Source organism: Cellulomonas sp. (assembly GCF_015234515.1).
Lineage (GTDB): Bacteria > Actinomycetota > Actinomycetes > Actinomycetales > Cellulomonadaceae > Cellulomonas.
In genome coordinates this window covers 260,823-275,974 of the sequence record NZ_JADGMY010000028.1, presented here as the reverse complement: position 1 = coordinate 275,974, position 15,152 = coordinate 260,823, and the positions used below count along the sequence as shown (strand labels likewise).

At 74.1% G+C, this 15,152-nt stretch carries 12 protein-coding genes; 10 read left to right on the top strand and 2 right to left on the bottom strand.

The features are described from left to right. Positions 1 to 52: 52 nt before the first annotated feature. Positions 53 to 1,432 carry a UTP--glucose-1-phosphate uridylyltransferase gene (locus IR158_RS14855; RefSeq protein WP_291814190.1) on the top strand — a complete coding sequence of 460 codons (1,380 nt, stop codon included), beginning with the start codon at positions 53 to 55 and terminating at the stop codon, positions 1,430 to 1,432. Between the two features lie 63 nt (positions 1,433 to 1,495). On the opposite strand, the gene IR158_RS14850 is transcribed toward IR158_RS14855, so the two are convergent. Beyond that, positions 1,496 to 1,762 (bottom strand): GlsB/YeaQ/YmgE family stress response membrane protein, encoded by a 267-nt coding sequence (locus IR158_RS14850; RefSeq protein ID WP_291814189.1) that lies wholly within the window; start codon positions 1,760 to 1,762, stop codon positions 1,496 to 1,498. A 189-nt stretch (positions 1,763 to 1,951) separates the two neighbouring features. On the opposite strand from IR158_RS14850, the gene IR158_RS14845 reads away from it, so the two are divergent. Continuing rightward, entirely contained in the window at positions 1,952 to 3,421 is a 1,470-nt protein-coding gene (locus tag IR158_RS14845) for a family 20 glycosylhydrolase (protein ID WP_291814188.1), read from the top strand. A 24-nt stretch (positions 3,422 to 3,445) separates the two neighbouring features. Here IR158_RS14845 and IR158_RS14840 read toward each other — a convergent pair whose 3' ends face one another. After that, entirely contained in the window at positions 3,446 to 5,224 is a 1,779-nt protein-coding gene (locus IR158_RS14840) for a phospholipid carrier-dependent glycosyltransferase (RefSeq protein WP_291814187.1), read from the bottom strand. A 272-nt stretch (positions 5,225 to 5,496) separates the two neighbouring features. Between IR158_RS14840 and rsmI the strand changes: the two genes are divergently transcribed. The 8 genes from rsmI to IR158_RS14800 all read left to right on the top strand — a co-directional run bounded on the left by rsmI (position 5,497) and on the right by IR158_RS14800 (position 14,852). Next, positions 5,497 to 6,363 carry a 16S rRNA (cytidine(1402)-2'-O)-methyltransferase gene (rsmI, locus tag IR158_RS14835; protein WP_291814558.1) on the top strand — a complete coding sequence of 289 codons (867 nt, stop codon included), beginning with the start codon at positions 5,497 to 5,499 and terminating at the stop codon, positions 6,361 to 6,363. 70 nt (positions 6,364 to 6,433) lie between these two features. Beyond that, a complete protein-coding gene (locus tag IR158_RS14830; RefSeq protein ID WP_291814186.1) occupies positions 6,434 to 7,693 on the top strand; it encodes a PQQ-dependent sugar dehydrogenase in 1,260 nt (419 codons plus the stop codon). Between the two features lie 168 nt (positions 7,694 to 7,861). Beyond that, positions 7,862 to 8,029, top strand: a complete 168-nt coding sequence (locus IR158_RS14825; RefSeq protein WP_227578283.1) for a hypothetical protein — start codon at positions 7,862 to 7,864, stop codon at positions 8,027 to 8,029. Between the two features lie 48 nt (positions 8,030 to 8,077). Further along, positions 8,078 to 9,217 (top strand): PH domain-containing protein, encoded by a 1,140-nt coding sequence (locus tag IR158_RS14820; protein ID WP_291814185.1) that lies wholly within the window; start codon positions 8,078 to 8,080, stop codon positions 9,215 to 9,217. Positions 9,218 to 9,226: 9 nt separating this feature from the next. Continuing rightward, positions 9,227 to 11,014 (top strand): methionine--tRNA ligase, encoded by a 1,788-nt coding sequence (metG, locus tag IR158_RS14815; RefSeq protein WP_291814184.1) that lies wholly within the window; start codon positions 9,227 to 9,229, stop codon positions 11,012 to 11,014. Positions 11,015 to 11,017: 3 nt separating this feature from the next. Beyond that, entirely contained in the window at positions 11,018 to 11,962 is a 945-nt protein-coding gene (locus IR158_RS14810; RefSeq protein WP_291814183.1) for a TatD family hydrolase, read from the top strand. A 151-nt stretch (positions 11,963 to 12,113) separates the two neighbouring features. Further along, positions 12,114 to 13,310, top strand: coding sequence for a ubiquitin-like domain-containing protein (locus IR158_RS14805; RefSeq protein ID WP_291814182.1), 1,197 nt, complete (start codon positions 12,114 to 12,116; stop codon positions 13,308 to 13,310). Positions 13,311 to 13,580: 270 nt separating this feature from the next. Beyond that, entirely contained in the window at positions 13,581 to 14,852 is a 1,272-nt protein-coding gene (locus IR158_RS14800; RefSeq protein WP_291814181.1) for a resuscitation-promoting factor, read from the top strand. The last annotated feature ends 300 nt before the right edge of the window (positions 14,853 to 15,152 follow it).

Here is a 15,152-nt window from a genome sequence, read left to right as displayed (position 1 = left end):
ATGTGACCGGATTCACCAGCCCGGGTGACGTGATCGCTCCTACAGTCGACGCATGAACGGACTCGCGCTCGCCCAGCAGAAGATGCGTGACGCCGACGTCGCCGCCACGGCCGTCGACGTCTTCACGCGGTTCTACGGTCTCCTGGAGTCCGGGAGCACCGGCCTGGTCCCGGAGGCGGACGTCGACCCGCTGACGGACGTCCCGCGCCTCGAGGACCTGCAGGTCGACGACGCTGCAGCCGCCGACGCCCTGGCCCGCACGGCGGTCGTCAAGCTCAACGGTGGTCTGGGCACGTCGATGGGCATGGACCGCGCGAAGTCGCTGCTGCCGGTGCGCGGGGGACGCACGTTCCTCGACGTCATCGCCGACCAGGTGCTCGCGGCCCGTGCCGCGACCGGGGCGCGGCTCCCGCTGGTCCTCATGAACTCGTTCCGCACCCGCGAGGACTCCCTCGCGGCCCTCGCGGCCCACCCGGAGCTGGCGGTCGACGGCGTGCCGCTGGACTTCCTGCAGAACCGGGTGCCCAAGCTCCTGGTGGACGGGCTGACACCCGTGACGTGGGAGGCCGACCCGGCGCTCGAGTGGTGCCCGCCCGGCCACGGTGACCTGTACACCGCCCTCTACGCGTCCGGTGTCCTCGACGCGCTGCTGGCAGAGGGCTTCCGCTACGCGTCGGTCTCCAACTCCGACAACCTCGGGGCGACGCCGGACGCGCGTGTCGCCGGGTGGTTCGCGGCCTCGGGCGCACCGTTCGCCGCCGAGGTGGCGCTGCGCACGCCGGCCGACCGCAAGGGCGGCCACCTGGTCGTGCGCCGCGCCGACGGCCGGATCGTCCTGCGGGAGTCCGCCCAGACCGCGCCCGAGGACGCGCCGGCCGCCGCCGACATCGCGACGCACCGCTACTTCAACACCAACAACCTGTGGCTGGACCTCGAGGCCCTCGCCGCGGAGCTGGCCCGGACCGGCGGCGTGCTGGACCTGCCGCTGATCCGCAACGAGAAGAACGTCGACCCGACCGACCGGACGTCGCCCAGGGTCGTGCAGATCGAGTCCGCGATGGGCGCGGCGATCGAGGTGTTCGACGGTGCCGCGGTCCTCGAGGTGGGACGGGAACGGTTCCTGCCCGTCAAGACGACCAACGACCTGCTGGTGCTGCGCTCCGACGTGTACGAGGAGGACGACGCCCACCGGCTCGTCGCCGTGGTCGACGCGCCGTTCGTCGACCTGGACCCGACGCACTACGCGCTCGTCGGGGACTTCGACGCCCACGTGCCGCACGTGCCGTCGCTGCGCGGGGCGACGTCGCTCACGGTCCGGGGCGGCTGGACGTTCGGGCAGGGCGTGCGCGTGGTCGGCGACGCCGAGCTCGGCGGCGACGGGGGAGCGGTGCCGGACGGTGCGACGCTCGAGGCCCGGGGCGCCCGCGTCTGAGCGGACACGCCGAGGGCCGGCACCCGGCGGAGTGCGCCGCGGTGCCGGCCCTGGGAGCTGGTGTCAGCGGCGCTTGCCCGCCCAGCCCGCATAGAGGGCGACGAACAGCGCCGCGAGCGCGATCTGGATGACGACCTCGAGCACGTCGGGCCCCGACGTCTCGTCCCAGCCGGCGAGCGAGGCGATCCACGTACCGATGAGCGCCGCCACGATCCCGATGACGATCGTCGCGATGATCGAGATCTTCTGGCGACCGCGCACGAACAGCCGGCCGAGCGCGCCGATGATCGCGCCGACGACGATGGCGCTGATGATACCGCCGATACCCATGTCCACTCCTCAGAGGTCAGGACCGATGACCGGTCGGAAGGAAACTAGGGCACTCCGGGCACTTGCGCCTGTCGAGAGCGGGGGCGGCCTGCCAGGGGCAACGGCCCGACGTCCGGTGATGCGTCGCCCGGGGACCGTTCCCGCCGGGTAGGTTCGCTCCAGTTGGTCCGCCCCGTCGTGAGGAGCTCCGTGTCCGCCGTCCACGGGATCGTGCCCGCACCGCTCGTCGTCCAGCCGTCGGCGCAGGCGCCCTTCGTCATCACCCGTTCCACCGTCGTCGTGGTCGACGCCGACGCCGACCTGCTGCCGTTGGCGGTGCTGACCGCCGACCTGCTCGGACGCGTGAGCGGGCGCGCCGTCGAGGTCCGTCGTGCCGAGCCGGACACGGCCGGTGTGGTGCGGATGCGGCTCGTCGGCGACCTGCCCCCCGGCCCGGAGGCGTACCGGGTGGTCGTGGGCACCGGTCGTGTCCGGCTCGAGGCCCGGACCACGGACGGCCTGGTGCACGCGGTCGTCACGCTGCGCCAGCTGCTGCGCGAACGTCCCGACGGTGGCATCGAGGTGACCGCCGTGCGCATCGAGGACGCGCCGCGCTACCCGTGGCGTGGCCTGTCGCTCGACGTGGCGCGCCACTTCGTCAGCGTGGCGGACCTCAAGGTCGTCATCGGGCTGATGGGCCACTACAAGCTCAACGTGCTGCACCTGCACCTGACCGACGACCAGGCGTGGCGCCTGGAGCTGCCGTCACGGCCCGAGCTGGTGCGCCGTGCCAGTGCGCACGCGGTGGGAGGCGACCCGGGCGGGTACTACTCGGTCGCCGACTGGGACGAGATCCTCGCGTACGCCCGCGCCCGGGCGATCCGCGTGGTCCCGGAGATCGACGTCCCCGGGCACGTCAACGCCGCGCTGCACGCGTACGGCGAGCTGAACCCCGACGGGCAGCCCGCGGACGAGTACCTCGGGATCGACGTGGGCTTCTCCCGCCTGCACGACGACCTGGCGGCGACGCACGCGTTCCTCGCCGACGTCTTCGGCGACCTCGCCGAGATGACCCCCGGCACGCACCTGCACATCGGCGGCGACGAGGTCCTGGCGATGGGTCACGACGAGTACGTGCGGCTCGTGCGGGCCGCCGCGGCCGCCGTCACGGCGCACGGCAAGCGCGTCGTCGCGTGGCAGGAGGTCGCGTCGGTACCGGACCTGCCGGCCGAGACCGTCGTGCAGTACTGGGACACGCGGGTGGACCCCACGCCGCTGGTCGCCGCGGCGCGCGCCGGTGCGCGGGTCCTGCTGTCGCCGGCGCCGAAGGCGTACCTCGACATGCGGTACGAGCCGGGCGTCGGGCTGGGGCAGGAGTGGGCGGGGACGGTCGAGCTGCGCGACGCGTACGAGTGGGAGCCCGCGTCGCTGGTCGCGGGCCTGCCGCCCGAGGCCGTCGTGGGGGTGGAGGCCGCCCTGTGGACAGAGACGTTGCGCACCCTCGACGACCTGACGACCATGCTCCTGCCGCGGCTCGCGGCCGTCGCGGAGGTCGCGTGGAGCGACCCGGGGCACCGGGACTTCGACGGCTTCACCGAACGGCTGCGCCACCACGGCCGGCACTGGGACCGCATCGGCCTCGCGTGGCACCGCACCCCGCAGGGACGCTGGGACGGCTGAGGCGGACGCCCGGCCGGCCCGGTGTCAGATCCAGGTCGGCAGCCACATCCGCAGGTGCCACTGGTCGTACGGGATGACGAACGCCGCCCACACGGGGTAGAAGAACAGCCCGACGGCCACCACGAGCGCCACGAACACGCCGACCGCGATGATCGTCCAGCGCCGGGCCCTGCGGTCACGGGCGGTGCCGTCGTCACCGACCGGTGGCCCGACGAGCAGCCCGAGGACGTACACGAGCGTCAGCACCACCCACGGCACGAAGGCGATCGTGTAGAAGGTGAAGATCGTGCGCTCCGAGTAGACGAACCACGGCAGCCACCCGGCCACGATGCCGGACAGCGCCGCACCGGCCCGCCAGTCGCGGTAGCGCACCAGCCAGAACAGCGCCACGAGGATGGCCGCGGTGCCGGCCCACCAGATGAGCGGGTTGCCGACGGCGACGATCGCCTGCGAGCACGAGGCGGCGCCGCACGCCTGCTGTGCGGCGTCACCCGTGAGGCCCGAGACCTCCTGCGGGTAGTGGTAGGACGTCGGCCGCCACTGCACGATCCAGCCGAGCGGGCCCGCCGCATAGCTGTGCGGCGTGTCCAGGTCGCTGTGGAAGCGCCACATTCCCTGGTGGTAGGACCACAGGGAGCGCAGCGCCGGCGGCAGCCACTGCACGCCCTGGCCGGGGTTGTTCTCCGCCCAGTGCCGGTCCCACCCGTTGTCCGTCGCGAACCAGCCCGCCCACGACGCGAGGTACGTCAGGGCGGCCGTCGGGACCATGACGAGGAACGCGACCACCGCGTCCTTGACGAGCGTGGCCCGCACCCACGGGCGTACGCCGGCAGTGCGCCGTGCGGTCGCGTCCCACAGCACCGTGAGCAGACCGAACACGGCGAGGAAGTACAGGCCGGACCACTTGGTCCCGATCGCCAGGCCCAGCAGCACGCCCGCGGCCAGCCGCCACCAGCGGAACCCCAGACCCGGGCCCCACCGCAGGGGACCGCCCGCGTCGAGGAGGGCGCCGGCCCGGGCGGCCAGGCGCCGTCGGGCCTGCTCCCTGTCGAGGATCAGGCACCCGAACGCGGCGAGCGCGAAGAACATGAGGAACGGGTCGAGCAGGCTGACCCGCGAGTGGACGATCGCCTGGCCGTCGAGCGCGAGGAAGAGGCCCGCGGTGGTGCCGAGCGCGGTCGACGCGAACAGCCGCCGTGCGATCCGCGCGATCATCAGGACGGCGAGCGTCCCGCACACGGCGGCCGCGAGGCGCCACGCGGCCGAGCTCTCGACGCCGCCGCCGAGGCGGATCCCGAGCGCGATCATCCACTTGCCGACGGGCGGGTGGACGACGTAGGCGGGGTCGGTGCCGAGCATGCTCGTGTCGCCCGCCTCGAAGCGGGCGTTCGGCTCCTCGCCCCAGGACGCCTCGTAGCCGCGCATCAGCAGCGAGTACGCGTCCTTGACGTAGTACGTCTCGTCGAAGACCAGCTTGTGGGGGCGCTCCAGGTTCCACAGCCGCAGGAACCCGGCGAGCGCCGTGACGCCGAGCGCCCAGAGCCACCCGTGCAGGCGCGCGCGAGGGGTCGCGTCGAGCGCCAGGGTGCCGGCGCCGAGCAGGCGGCGCAGGAGCCGCTGCCCGTGCGGCTCCGGGTCCTCGGCGGGCTGCGGTGCGCCCCGGTCGGCGTCCGTGGCGGTGGGGTCGTCACCGCCCTGGTCCGGCCTGTCGGGGGTGGGCGAGGGGAGCGTGTCCGCGCCCGCGTGCGGGGGGGTTCCCTGCCCGGTGGGCTGACGCTCGGTGTCGTCTCCGTCGGTCGGCACCGGCCCATCGTAGGGGTAGGTGGACCGGGGCGTTCCGGGCGCACCGGCGGACGGTCGTGCGGCGGTCCGACGCAGCCCGCCGCGGCCCGCCGCGGGCGTCCCGCGCAGGTGGCACGGTGCCGTGGTGGCAGGCTGGTGCGGTGACCCCGTCGCCCCCTGTCGAGCCCGCCGCCGACCCGCTGCCGGACGCACTGCCCGACGCACTGCCCGAGGTGGGCCCCGCCGCGGCACCGTCCGACGCGACGGACTCCGCGACGCCGGCGGCCGGTCCGGTGCCGGCCGCGCGCTCGCTGCGGGTCGGCGAGGGGGCGCTCGTGCTGGCGGCCACGCCGATCGGGGACGCCGAGGACGCCTCGGCGCGCCTGCGTCGGCTGCTGGCGGAGGCGGACGTCGTGGCCGCGGAGGACACCCGGCGCACGCGCGCGCTGGCCGCCCGGCTGGGCGTCACCATCACGGGGCGCGTCGTCAGCCACCACGAGCACAACGAGTCGGGGCGCTCCGACGAGCTGCTCGACGTCGTGGCGCAGGGCGGCACGGTCCTCGTCGTCACGGACGCCGGGATGCCGACGGTGTCGGACCCCGGGTTCCGGGTCGTCCAGGCGGCGGTCGCCGCCGGACTGCCGGTCACGGTGGCGCCGGGACCGAGCGCGGTCCTGGCGGCGCTCGCGCTGTCGGGCCTGCCGACGGACCGGTTCTGCTTCGAGGGCTTCCTGCCGCGCCGGCCCGGGGACCGCGCGCGGGCGCTGGCTGCCCTGGCGTCCGAGCGCAGGACCATCGTGCTGTTCGAGGCGCCGCACCGCGTCGCCGAGGCGCTCGACGCGCTGGTCGCGGCGTTCGGTGCGGACCGCCCGGCCGCGGTCGCGCGCGAGCTGACCAAGACGTACGAGGAGGTGCGCCGGGGGCCGCTGGCGGACCTCGCCGCGTGGGCGCACGCGGGGGAGGTGCGCGGCGAGGTCGTGCTCGTCGTCGGCGGCGCGCCCGCCGACGGCCCGCGTGACGTCGCCGACCTGGTGCCGGAGGTCCTCGCCCGCGTCGACGGGGGCGAACGGCTCAAGACCGTCGTCGGGGAGGTGGCCGAGGCGACCGGGGTGCCGAAGCGCGACCTGTACGCGGCGGCGCTGGCGTCGCGCACCCCCTGAGCGCGCCGCACTCCTGCGCAGCGTCGTGAGCGCGGCTGCGGGACGGGCCGACGCACGGCACAGTGGGGTCATGGCAGCCGGACGTCCTCGCGACGGTGCGCGACGCAGCGCCGTGCCGGGACCGGTCGCGCTCGCGCACGGCCTCGTCGCCCTCGCCCTGGCCGCCGGGTGCTCGACGGACGTCCCGCCCCCCGCGGGGCCGGCGACGACGTCGGCGCCGACGCCCGCGGCACCGACGCCCGGGTCCCCGACACCGGCCGATGCCTCGGCGGTGCGGGACGTCCCGACCGTGACGGTCGCGTCCGTGCAGGACGTGGCCACCGGCCTGGACGCCCCGTGGGGCCTCGCGTTCCTTCCCGACGGTCGTGCGCTGGTGAGCCTGCGCGACGCGGCCGGCCTCGTGGTCGTCGGGGCCGACGGGTCGCTGACCGACGTGACGGGACCCGGCGCCGAGGAGATCGCGGCCGCGACCGTGGCGCGCGGCGAGGGCGGGCTGCTGGGCGTGGCGGTCGTCCCGGGCGCCGGACCGTCCGGGCCGGTCGACGTCGTCGTGTACCTCACCTCGCGCCAGGACAACCGTGTCCTGCGCGCGACGCTCGACGGCGCGACGCTCGGCCCGACGCGCGTCCTGCTCGAGGGCGTCCCGCGCGGGACGAACCACAACGGCGGGCGTCTGGCCTTCGGGCCGGACGGGCACCTGTACGTCACGACGGGGGACACGTACACGACGAGCCTGGCGCCGGACCCGGGCAGCCTCGGGGGCAAGGTGCTGCGCGTCACGGCCGACGGGGCCCCGGCCCCCGGTAACCCGGACCCGTCGTCGCCGGTGTGGACGCGTGGGCACCGCAACGTGCAGGGCATCGGCTGGGCGCCCGACGGGCGCGCGTTCGCGGCGGAGTTCGGGCAGGACACGTGGGACGAGCTCAACGTGCTGCACGCGGGCGCCGACCACGGGTGGCCCGAGGTCGAGGGGCAGGGTGGCGCGGGGCAGGGGTTCGTCGACCCCGTCGCCGTGTGGGCGACGTCCGACGCGTCGCCCTCCGGCCTGGCCGTGACCGACGAGGGCGTCTACCTCGCGGGCCTGCGCGGCCGCACGCTGTGGCGGGTGCCCCTGCGGCCCGTCGCCCCCGCGACGCTCGACGACCCGGCCGCCGACGCCGCCGGGGTCGGCACGCCGCAGGCCCTGCTGGCCGGCGAGCACGGCCGCCTGCGGGCCGTCGAGGTCGCGCCGGACGGGTCGCTGTGGGTGCTGACGAACAACACCGACGGCCGCGGCGACCCGGTCCCCGGTGACGACCGCATCCTGCGCGTCACCGTGAGAGACGACTGAGAGTCGCGACGCGCCCGGCGTGTGCGGTTCGGGCGGATCGTCCTGGTCGGTACTGTGTGCGCCGTCCGACGGTCGCGCTCGCGCCCGTCGGTGGACCGGCCGGACGACGACGGCGGCGGTGATCAGCAGCACGACCACGCGACGACGAGCACACGACGGGAGCCGACCATGCCGGCGAGGGCGAAGAGCATCCTCATGTGGATCGTCGTGATCTTCCTGCTGTACGCCGTGGTGACGAACCCCGACCGTGCGGCCGAGGTGGTCGAGAACATCTGGGACTTCATCTACGGCGCGTTCTCGGGGTTCGCGCGGTTCTTCAGCAACCTGGCGGACTGACGGACCGTGCCGTAGGGCCGTCGCGGCGCGAGGGCGGGAGGTGACGACATGACGACGGACCACGCGACACGCATCGTCATGTCGCACCGGCTGCTGCGCCGGTACGTGCTGCCGGGGGAGCGCGTCGTCCTGGCGACCCGCCGGCACTGGGCCAAGCTGCTCGAGCCGGCCCTCGTGGCGTCCGGCGTGTTCGCGGTGTGCGGCTGGCTGACGTACGTGCTGCAGCCGGCGGTGGGTGACGGTGCGCTCGTGGTGTGGTGGCTGTGGCTCGCCGCGCTCGCGCGGTTCGGGTGGTACCTGCTGCTGTGGCGCGTCGAGTGGTTCGTCGCGACCGACAAGCGGATGCTGCTGCTGACCGGGCTGATCACCCACCAGGTCGGCATGATGCCGCTGATGAAGGTCACGGACATGCGCTACTCGCGGTCCGTCCTGGGGCAGATGCTCGGCTACGGGCAGTTCCTCCTGGAGTCCGCCGGCCAGGACCAGGCGCTGCGGCAGATCGGCTGGGTGGCGCGACCCGACGCGACGTACCGGGACCTGTGCGCGCTGATCTTCACGCCCGCGACGGAGCCGCCGTCCGACGGCGAGGACGACGGCGGTCCGCCGCGCGGGTCCCGACGCGGCCGCAGGCGCCGGCCCGACGGTCCGCCCCCGACGGTGCCGCCGTCGCGCGCGTCGCGGGCCGGCGGTGCCGTCGCGCTCGCCGACGCACCCGAGATGCAGGCCGGCACGGTCGAGCGGGCCGCGGACGAGCCGCAGGTCGTCGCGGGGTCCGCCCGGGCGCTGCCCGAGCGCTGGTCGGAGCCGGTGGTGGTGTGGCCGACGCGTGAGCGCCCCTACGACCCGAACGACACCCAGCCGCTGCGCATCCGCACGCCCGACGAGACGGACGACGTCGACGCCGCACCCGACGAGGACGTGCGCGCCGAGCGTCGGCTGCCGCCCACGCTGGCCGAGGCGGCGGAGGACGGCACGTCGGTCGAGGCCGAGGCGATCGCGGGGGAGGAGGCGTTGCGGCTCGACGAGGAGGAGGCGCACGAGCGCTCCTGGGACGTCTCGGAGGGGACCTCGCGCTTCGTCGACCTGGGCCGCCGGCGGTGGCGCGAGGACGCCGACGAGCCCGAGCCCCCGGCCGAGTCGGGGCCGCAGCGCGGAATCGGGGACGAGGACGAGGGGCGTCCCACCTAGGATCGAGGCATGTCCCGCATCCTGTCGGCCGTCGCCTGGCCCTACGCGAACGGCCCCCGCCACATCGGTCACGTCGCCGGCTTCGGCATTCCCTCGGACGTCTTCAGCCGGTACATGCGCATGGCGGGGCACGACGTGCTGATGGTCTCGGGCACCGACGAGCACGGCACGCCCATCCTCGTGCAGGCCGACAAGGAGGGCGTCAGCGCCCAGGAGCTCGCGGACCGCTACAACCGCGTCATCGTCGAGGACCTCACGGCCCTCGGGCTGTCGTACGACCTGTTCACCCGCACCACCACGCGCAACCACTACGCCGTGGTGCAGGAGATGTTCCGCACGGTGCACAAGAACGGGTACATGATCGAGCGGACCACCAAGGGCGCGGTCAGCCCGTCGACGGGCCGCACGCTGCCGGACCGCTACATCGAGGGCACGTGCCCCATCTGCGGGTACGACGGCGCGCGCGGCGACCAGTGCGACAACTGCGGCAACCAGCTCGACGCGATCGAGCTGATCAACCCGAAGAGCAAGATCAACGGCGAGACGCCGAAGTTCGTCGAGTCCGAGCACTTCTTCCTCGACCTGCCCGCGTTCGTCGACGCGCTCGGCGACTGGCTGCGCACGCGCACCGGCTGGCGCCCCAACGTCCTGAAGTTCTCGCTGAACCTGCTCGACGACGTGCGCCCGCGCGCGATGACGCGCGACATCGACTGGGGCATCCCCGTGCCGCTCGACGGCTGGGAGCAGAACCCGACCAAGCGCCTGTACGTGTGGTTCGACGCGGTCATCGGCTACCTGTCGGCGTCGATCGAGTGGGCGCGGCGCAGCGGCGACCCCGACGCGTGGCGGCAGTGGTGGAACGACCCCGAGGCCCTGTCGTACTACTTCATGGGCAAGGACAACATCACGTTCCACTCCCAGATCTGGCCGGCGGAGCTGCTCGGCTACGACGGCAAGGGCTCGCGCGGCGGGGCGCCCGGCGCGTACGGCTCGCTCAACCTGCCGACGGAGGTCGTGTCCAGCGAGTTCCTCAACGTCGAGGGCAAGCAGTTCTCGACGTCGCGCGGCCGCGTGATCCTCGTGCGCGACATGCTGGCGCGGTACCAGCCCGACGCGCTGCGGTACTACATCTCGGTGGCCGGCCCGGAGATGCAGGACGTCGACTTCACGTGGGCGGAGTTCAAGCGCCGGACCAACGACGAGCTCGTCGCGGGCTGGGGCAACCTGGTCAACCGGACGGCCAGCATGGTGCACAAGAACTTCGGCGAGATCCCGACGCCGGGTCGTCGCGAGCCCGTGGACGAGGCGCTGGTCGCCGAGGTCACCACCGCCTTCGGCCGCGTCGGGGAGCTCGTCGGCGCGCACCGCCAGCGGCAGGCGCTGCAGGAGGCCATGCGCGTGGTGACGGAGGCCAACCGGTACGTCTCGGAGACCGAGCCGTGGAAGCTCAAGACGGACCCGGACCGCCTGGCGACCGTCCTGCACACCACGACGCAGGCCGTCAGCGACCTCAACACGCTGCTCGCCCCGTTCCTGCCGCACTCCGCGCAGCAGGTCCACGAGGCGCTGGGCGGCACGGGGACATTCTCGCCGCAGCCGCGCATCGACGAGGTCACCGACCTCGACGACGACAGCCGGCACTACCCCGTCATCACGGGCGACTACACGGCCGTCCGCGGGACGTGGCAGCCGAAGGCGGTCGTGCCGGGGACGAAGGTCGACAAGCCGACGCCGGTCTTCACCAAGCTCGACGACGCGATCGTCGAGGAGGAGCTCGAGCGGCTCCGGCAGTCCTGAGCCGTGGCCCGCAAGCGTCGTGAGACGGGCTGGCCCCCGCCGCCCGAGCCCCTGCCGTCGCCCGTCGTGGACAACCACACGCACCTCGACTCGGTCGTCGGGTGGCGGGCGGACGGCTGGGACCCGGCAGACCCGACGGCGTCGTCCGCCACCAGCCCGGACCTCGCCGCGCACCTGACGCGCGCGGCGGAGGTGGGGGTCACCCGCATGGTGCAGGTCGGCTGCGACCTCGACGCCGTCGCGTGGACGGACGCGGCGGTGCGCGCCCACCCGGCCCTGCTGGGTGCGGTCGCGATCCACCCCAACGAGGCGGTCCTGCACGCGGGCGTCCGCGAGGTCGCTCCCGACGGGCTCGAGCCGGACCCCCAAGCGCGCCACGACGTGCCGCTGGACGAGGCGCTCGCCGCCTTCGCGGCCGTCGCGCGCGCCAACCCGCGCGTGCGGGCGATCGGCGAGACCGGGCTCGACCACTTCCGCGCGGGGGAGCGGGGCCGGCAGGTGCAGCGCGAGGCGTTCCGGGCGCACGTCGCGCTCGCCAGGGAACTGGGTCTGGCGCTGCAGATCCATGACCGCGACGCGCACGACGAGGTCGTCGACGTGCTGCGCCGTGACGGTGCGCCCGAGCGGACCGTGTTCCACTGCTTCTCGGGCGGGGTCGCGCTGGCGCGCGTGTGCGCCGACGAGGGCTGGTACTGCTCGTTCGCCGGGCCCGTCTCGTTCCCGGCCAACGAGGAGCTGCGGGCGGCGCTGCGCGTGCTGCCGGCGTCGCTGGTGCTCGTCGAGACCGACGCGCCGTACCTCACGGTCCACCCGCATCGCGGACGGCCCAACGCGCCGTACCTCCTGCCGGGGACCTTGCGCGCTGTCGCCGAGGCGACCGGGAGGCCGCTCGCGGACGTGTGCGTCCAGGTCAGCGAGGTCTCCGAGGCTGTGTACGGCCCGTGGTGAGGGCGCCCGGTGCGCAACCACCGCTGGTCGGGAGGGTCACGAGTCGGTTACGGTCTGTCCCGGCAGCAGTCGGTCGCACGGTCAAGCGTGCGTCGAGGGCTGCCGATGAGAACTTCAGGGCAGCGTCCCTCCCGCCGACCCGAAGGACACCGTGACCGTCTCCGAGCAGGAGCCGGGCCGCCGCGCAGCACGCGCACGCGACCGGGCCGCACGCACCGCCGCGCAGTCGGTCGTGCTCGCGCTCGTCGTGGGCGGCACCAGTGCCTTCGCGGCCATGCACAAGGACGTGACCGTCGACGTCGACGGCACCGAGGTGCAGGTGCAGACGTTCGGCCGCACGGTCGCCGACGTCCTGGCGGCCGGGCGCATCGACGTGGCCGACGGCGACCTGGTCGCGCCGGGTCTGGACCAGACGGTCGCGCGCACGGGCCAGGTCGTCGTGCGGCACGGTCGCGAGATCGACCTCGAGGTCGACGGGCAGCAGCGCACGGTCTGGACGACGGCGCTGACCGTCGGCGAGGCCGTCGAGGAGCTCGGGCTGCGCGACGGCGTGCGGCTGTCCGCGTCGCGCTCGGCCACCGTCGGACGCGACGTGCTGCGCGTCTCGACGCAGAAGACCGTGCACCTCGTGGTCGACGGGCAGGTCATCGACGGCGTCACGAGCGGCTCGACCGTGCGGGACGCGCTGCGTGAGATCGGCCTCGTGCTCGAGGAGGCCGACCAGGTCTCGGTGCCCTTGGACGCTGCGGCCGTGGACGGTCTCGTCGTGCTGGTCACGCGTGCTGCCACGTCGGGCGAGACCGTCACCGAGGCCGTGCCGTTCGAGGTGCAGGAGATCGAGGACCCGACCCTGGTCAAGGGCAACCGGGTCGTGAAGTCGACCGGCCGGGCGGGGCAGAGGACGACGACGTACTCCCTCGACGTGGTGGGCGGCGTCGTCGTCGGCCGCACGGTGCTGGCGTCCGTCGTGACGGTCCCGCCGGTGGCTCAGGTGACGCGCGTCGGCACGGCGGAGCTGCCGGACCCCGCGTCGGTCGCGGTCGAGCCGGGCACGGCGCAGGCGATGGGCAAGGAGATGGCCGCCGCCCGCGGCTGGGGCGACGACCAGTTCGCCTGCCTGCTGTCGCTGTGGAACAAGGAGAGCGGCTGGCGCTGGAACGCCGAGAACCGGTCCTCGGGGGCGTACGGCATCCCCCAGTCGCTGCCCGGCTCCAAGATGGCGTCGGTCGCCGACGACTGGCGGACGAACCCCGCGACTCAGATCACCTGGGGGCTGAACTACATCGCCGGCCGGTACGGCAACCCCTGCGGCGCGTGGGCGCACTCGCAGGCCAAGAACTGGTACTGACCTCCCGGTTCGTCGCAGCGCGACGCGATCCTCGGCGAGTCGCCGACGACTCGCCGAATCCGGTGTGATCTTCGTCACACGCTCCGGGTTTGGATCTCGGATCACAATCCCGTTACGGTCGCGTGTCGCTATTGCGCGGACGGGTGAGACTCCCGGGCCGCCCACGCGACGCACGGTCGGCCGTCCTGCGGCCACCGCACCGCCGGATCGGGGAATCCCTCCGTGGTGGGCGTGCCCGGTGCTTGTCGCCGCGGAGCGCCGCCGCTCCCCGTGCCCGGGATCGACGACGGCTGGAGCCTCGTGCAGTTCTCGACCCCCTTCAACGGTCCGACCCCGACGACGGCAGCCGCCGACACGGCCCCCGACACCGATCACGGACCGGAGACGGCTGGCGCGGCACGCGCGCGGCGTCGCCGCTGGCCGCTGATCGCGGCGGGTGCCACCGCGCTCGTCGTCGCCGCCGGCGGGACCGCCGTCGCCCAGGCCCACAAGACCGTCGCACTGGACGTCGACGGCGAGATCAGCAACGTCTCGACGTTCGCCGGGTCCGTCGACGGCCTGCTGTCCGACCACGGTGTCGAGGTCGGGGACCGCGACACCGTGTCCCACAGCGGCCCGCTGGTCGACGGTGCGGAGATCGTCGTGCGCCACGCGACCGCGCTGGTCGTGATCATCGACGGCAAGCGCCAGGTCGTGTGGACCACCGCGCTCAGCGCCGACGAGGCGCTCGACACGCTCGCCGACCGCGCCGGGAACGTCGCGCTGGTCGCGTCGCGCTCCGCCGAGCGCGCCGAGCTCCCGCTGGAGCTCGCGCTGACCGGGCGCGCCGAGGTGCTCGTCGACGGGACCGTCCTCGACGTCCCCGAGGTGGACGCCACGGTCGGCGAGGTGCTCGGCGACCTGGGCGTCGCGCTGCAGCCGCTGGACCGCGTGCACGTGCAGCGCGGCCCCGCCGGCGTCGTGCAGGTCGTGGTGCAGCGCGTGCTGGTGCAGGACGTCGCGACGACGTCCGAGGTGCCGTTCACGTCCCGCACCGAGGACGACGCGAGCCGCTACGTCGGTCAGAAGGTCGTCGTGCAGGCCGGGGTCCCCGGCGTGCGCACCGTCGTCGAGAGCGTCACCACGGTCGACGGCGTCGAGGAGTCCCGCGAGCTCGTCAGCGACGGCGTCACGCAGGCGCCCGTCGAGCAGGTCGTGAAGGTCGGCACGAAGCCGCGGCCCGTCGCGCCCGCCCCGGCACCGCGTGCGGCGTCGTCCGCCGGTGCGGCCGCCGCCGGCCCGATCGCCGCGGGCGGCAGCGCCGACTCGCTCAACTGGGCCGCGCTGGCGAGGTGCGAGTCCGGCGGCCGCGTGAACGCGGTGTCGTCGACCGGCAAGTACCACGGCCTCTACCAGTTCTCCGTCGCCACGTGGCAGGCGGTCGGCGGTGCCGGCCTCCCGTCGCAGGCGTCGGCCGACGAGCAGACTGCCCGCGCGAAGATGCTCTACAACCGCTCGGGTGCCGGCCAGTGGCCGCACTGCGGCAAGAACCTCTTCAACTGACCCCCAGGGGGCGAGAGTGCAATCAACCCCCCGTGGTGAGAGTGCAATCCAGCCCCCTGTGGTGAGAGTGCAATCCAGCCCACCCCCCGGGCTCGCCCCCGGGGTGGCGAGAGTGCAATCCAGCCCACCCCCCGGTTCGCCGCCGTGTGGTGAGAGTGCAATCCAGCCCACCCCCCGGGCTCGCCGCCGTGTGGTGAGAGTGCAATCCAGCTCACCCCCCGGTGGTGAGAGAGCAATCCAGTTCGCCCCGTGCGTCGGGCGGTGACTGGATTGCTCTCTCGCGCATGGGGGTGGGCGGGG

Coding starts and splice junctions, on each gene's coding strand:
- IR158_RS14825 (WP_227578283.1), top strand. CDS start 7,862: ATGCCGGCGAGGGCGAAGAGCATCCTCATGTGGATCGTCGTGATCTTC.
- IR158_RS14850 (WP_291814189.1), bottom strand. CDS start 1,762: ATGGGTATCGGCGGTATCATCAGCGCCATCGTCGTCGGCGCGATCATC.
- metG (WP_291814184.1), top strand. CDS start 9,227: ATGTCCCGCATCCTGTCGGCCGTCGCCTGGCCCTACGCGAACGGCCCC.
- IR158_RS14855 (WP_291814190.1), top strand. CDS start 53: ATGAACGGACTCGCGCTCGCCCAGCAGAAGATGCGTGACGCCGACGTC.
- IR158_RS14820 (WP_291814185.1), top strand. CDS start 8,078: ATGACGACGGACCACGCGACACGCATCGTCATGTCGCACCGGCTGCTG.
- IR158_RS14830 (WP_291814186.1), top strand. CDS start 6,434: ATGGCAGCCGGACGTCCTCGCGACGGTGCGCGACGCAGCGCCGTGCCG.